The organism is Aeromonas simiae (genome assembly GCF_000820125.1).
In the GTDB taxonomy this organism is placed as follows: domain Bacteria; phylum Pseudomonadota; class Gammaproteobacteria; order Enterobacterales; family Aeromonadaceae; genus Aeromonas; species Aeromonas simiae.
The window spans coordinates 1-3,837 of sequence record NZ_CDBY01000094.1; the positions used below are offsets into that span (position 1 = coordinate 1).

Here is a 3,837-nt window from a genome sequence, read left to right on the forward strand (position 1 = left end):
TTTTTGCGCGCTGATCAACATGAATGACCATCCCTCGCTCATATGGCGCAGAAAAGATGGCGTTCTTTCCCAGCAATATAGGCCAGCCTCCCCGCGCATCATTGACGCCGCGTACACAGGCATGCCGCCGCGCGGCAGCGGCTCTCGCCACCCGCTTGTCTTGGGTCTGAAGGGATGTGCGAAACGCAGTACGACTATTACAGGGGGGCGTAGTGACGCACCGGTAGTACCAGATGTCGTGGGGAGTGAGCCAAAGGGTTATCAGGGGCGCCTGCTCGTCCACAGGAAGAGTGGTGAGCGAAAAGCACAGGGGAGATATAAAAGATTGATATTCCAGAAATGGAGGCGGCCCCACCAGCCACATCCCGGCACTCGAGTCCCCCGCCTTGGCTGCTTCCTTCCGGACCTGACCAGGTAGACGAGTTATCGATGCGAGAGGACCAATGGGGCCACCATCGAACGCTGTGCAGTCTAACAGAGCAGGCTTCCAATGCAACGGCTTTCTGCCCTAGCACGGCGTGTTTGCCTGCTTTTTCAACACGTTGTCAGCTAAAAAGCATGAACTTGGTACCCACCACCAGGAGCAGGCAGGCAAACGCCTGCTTGAGTCGCTTAGGGGGCAGGTGGTGCGCCAGCCGGGCACCGTAACGGGCGAACTGGGTACTGGTGAGCACGATCCCCAGCAGCGCCGGCAGATAGACAAATCCCAGCGACCACTCGGGCAGATCGGCGTGTCCCCAACCGGCATAGAGATAGGAGAGGCTACCCGCTAGGGCAATCGGCAGGCTACAAGCGGCCGAGACCGCCACGGCCCGGTTCATCGGCACGCTGCACCAAGAGAGATAGGGCACGGTCAGCGAGCCGCCACCAATGCCAAACAGGGCCGACATCCAGCCTATCACCACACCGGCAATGCCGTTACCGGCCGGCCCCGGCAGGTGCCTTCCCGCCTTGGGTTGCAGCGAGAGCCCCATCTGGAGCGCCATGGCCCAGGCAAACGAGCCGATGATGATATTGAGGGTGCTGGCCGAGAGCTGGCTGGCCGTCATGCCCCCCAGCCAGCCCCCCACCAGCATGCCGACGGCGAGCTGGCGGATCAGCGGCCAGTCGACCACCCCTCTTTGTTGGTGTACCCGCAGGGAGCTGATGCCGGTGAAGATCATGGTGATCATGGAGGTGCCAAGCGCCAAGTGGGTGACGATGTCGGGGGCGACCCCCTGGGCATGGAACGAGGCCACCAGCACCGGCACTATGATGAGCCCCCCACCGATGCCAAAGAGACCCGCCAGCAGACCGGCACAGGCACCGAGCAGCAGGTATCCCAGAAAGAGCATGTGAAATCCTTGCGACAGAAAGCAAACGGGATGGCCTGAGCCATCCCGTCATTGTGCCTGTTAATGCAGGGGAATGGTACCGTCAAGCACCTTGTAGAGCGCCAGCACGGCAAAGCCGAGCAGGGCCACCGTCATTCCCTGCTCGAGGCGGTTCATGCCACGCAGGCCATGATGCTGACGCGCCTTCCAGTAGATGAAGACCCCCGGGCTGTAGAGCAGCGCCACCAGCAGCAGGTACTCGATCCCGGCCGCATAGACCAGCCAGCAGCCATAGCCGGTGGCGATGAGCGAGAGCAGGATGTCGCGCTTGCGCTGATGGGGCTGCGCCTCATAGGTCTGGCCCGACAGCGCCAGCTTGAGGCCATAGGCACCGGAGAAGACATAAGGCACCAGGGCAGCGGCGGTGGCGATGTTCACCAGCGCCAGATAGGTCGAACTCTGGAAATAGATGATGATGAGAAACGCCTGCACCAGGGCTGCCGAGCACCACAACGACACCTGGGGTGAGCCATTCTTATTCTCCTTGGAGAACCAGGCCGGGAACACGCCGGTCTTGCCCGCAATATAGGGCACTTCCGCCGCCAGCACGGTCCAGCTCAGCAGGGCCCCCATCACGGAGATCACCAGGCCGATATTGATGAGCCAAGCGCCCCAGGGGCCGACAACCTTCTCAAGGATCAGGGCCGTGGAGGGGTTCTTGAGCGCAGCCACTTCCGGCTGGCTCATCACACCGAGGGTGAACAGGGTCACCATGACGTAGAGGGCCAGGGCGCCGAGCAGCGCCAGCACGGTGGCGCGCCCCACGTCACGACGATGACGCGCACGGGCCGAGACCACCACGGCCCCCTCGATCCCGATGAAGACCCACAGGGTCACCTTCATGGTCGATTTGACCTGCTCGAGCACAGAGCCGAGTGCAGGGGTCTGCTGGCCCCAGATATCCAGCGTGAAGGTCTCCAGGTGGAAGGCAAGCAGGATGGCCACGCAGAACACGATGAGCGGCACCATCTTGGCGATGGTGGTCACCACGTTGACCATGGCCGCCATCTTGATCCCCTTGAGTACCAAGGCATTGACCGACCAGATCAACAAGGAGGCGAGCGTAATGGCCAGCGGCGTGTTGCCATCGCCAAACAGCACCCGCTCCGGGGTATCGAAGAAGTAGCTCAGTGCGCTGAACACCACCACGGCATAGGAGACGTTGGCCAGCAGCTGACAGATCCAGTAACCCCAGGCGGCGTTAAAACCGATGAAGTCACCAAATCCCGCCTTGGCGTAACTGAAGATGCCGCCATCGAGATCCGGGCGGCGCATCGAGAGCGACTGATAGACCAGCGCCAGGCAGATCATACCCAGCCCGGTGATGAGCCAACCGATGGCGATGGCACCGACCCCGGCATGGGAGGCGATATTTTGCGGCAGACTGAAGACCCCCGCACCGACCATGGAGCCGATAACGAGCGAGATGAGGGCGCCGAGCCCTAACTTATTGTCCATCTCTGTCCTGTTGCGTGAAGCGGCAGCGACTGATCTTCCCTATTCAATCCACTCGCACCCGTGACACAAGCCCCGCTCCGGGGGCCCTGAAAAAGGCGGCAACTATATTGCATGATTATTCCTACCGCAATGGCCGCTCACACAAATATCGGTTGCCTTGACCGGGCGCAATTTTACAGGAGTGAAGAGGGAGTCCTGTGACAGGGGTCAAATTCAAAAAGATCCCGTGATTTTTCACCATCTTGGCATTCATTCATCCCATACAAAGACAGCTCCGCTGCATGGGAATGCAGCGGAGCTGTGGCCGCCATTCACAGGCGCAGGCCGCCGTCTATCTCGATCATCCGCCCCGAGAGGTAGTCGTTGTGGAAGATAAAACGCACCGTCTCGGCCAGCTGCGCCGCCTCACCGAGCTGACCGACCGGGATGGCCTGGCGCATCCGCTCCATCGCCTCGGGCTTCATCGCCGCCGTCATGTCGGTGGCAAACACGCCGGGGGCGATCCCCATCACCCGAATACTGTAGCGTGACAGCTCCCGCGCCCAGGTCACCACCAGCGCCGCCACCCCGGCCTTGCTGGCGGCGTAGTTGCTCTGGCCCATGTTGCCAGCGCGAGCGATGGAGGAGACGTTGATGATCACCCCCTCCCCCGTCTCGCTCATCAGGGCAGCCGCCTCGCGCCCGCACAGGAAGGTACCGGTGAGATTGACATCGATCACCGCCTGCCACTGGGCGAGCGACAGCTTGTCGATAAGCTGGCCGTCGCGGCGCTTGATGAGCAGACCGTCGCGCAGTATGCCGGCGCAGCTCACCAGGCCGTGTAGTTGACCATAATGCTGGCGAATGCGGGCAAACGCCGCCTCGACCTCCCCCTCGTCAGCCACGTTACAGGGCAGCAGCAGGCACTCACCTCCGCGGCTCTCGACCTCGGCCTGGGTCACCTCGAGATCGTTGCGATTGATGTCGATCAGCACCAAGCGCGCCCCTTCGGCCACCAGCATCAGGG

3 protein-coding genes and 1 other RNA gene are annotated in these 3,837 nt (G+C 61.8%); all 4 read right to left on the reverse strand.

What is annotated here, in order from left to right; all coding sequences use genetic code 11:
- Positions 1-349: 349 nt before the first annotated feature.
- Positions 350-446: signal recognition particle sRNA small type (gene ffs / locus BN1134_RS19490), an RNA gene on the reverse strand.
- A 99-nt stretch (positions 447-545) separates the two neighbouring features.
- Positions 546-1,334: a sulfite exporter TauE/SafE family protein gene (locus BN1134_RS18335; protein ID WP_042048968.1), complete on the reverse strand. Its 789-nt coding sequence runs from the start codon at positions 1,332-1,334 to the stop codon at positions 546-548.
- A 60-nt stretch (positions 1,335-1,394) separates the two neighbouring features.
- Entirely contained in the window at positions 1,395-2,831 is a 1,437-nt protein-coding gene (locus tag BN1134_RS18340) for a basic amino acid/polyamine antiporter (RefSeq protein WP_042048970.1), read from the reverse strand.
- Between the two features lie 311 nt (positions 2,832-3,142).
- Positions 3,143-3,837, reverse strand: a 695-nt coding sequence (locus BN1134_RS18345) for an SDR family oxidoreductase (RefSeq protein WP_042048972.1), incomplete at its 5' end; no start/stop codon positions are given.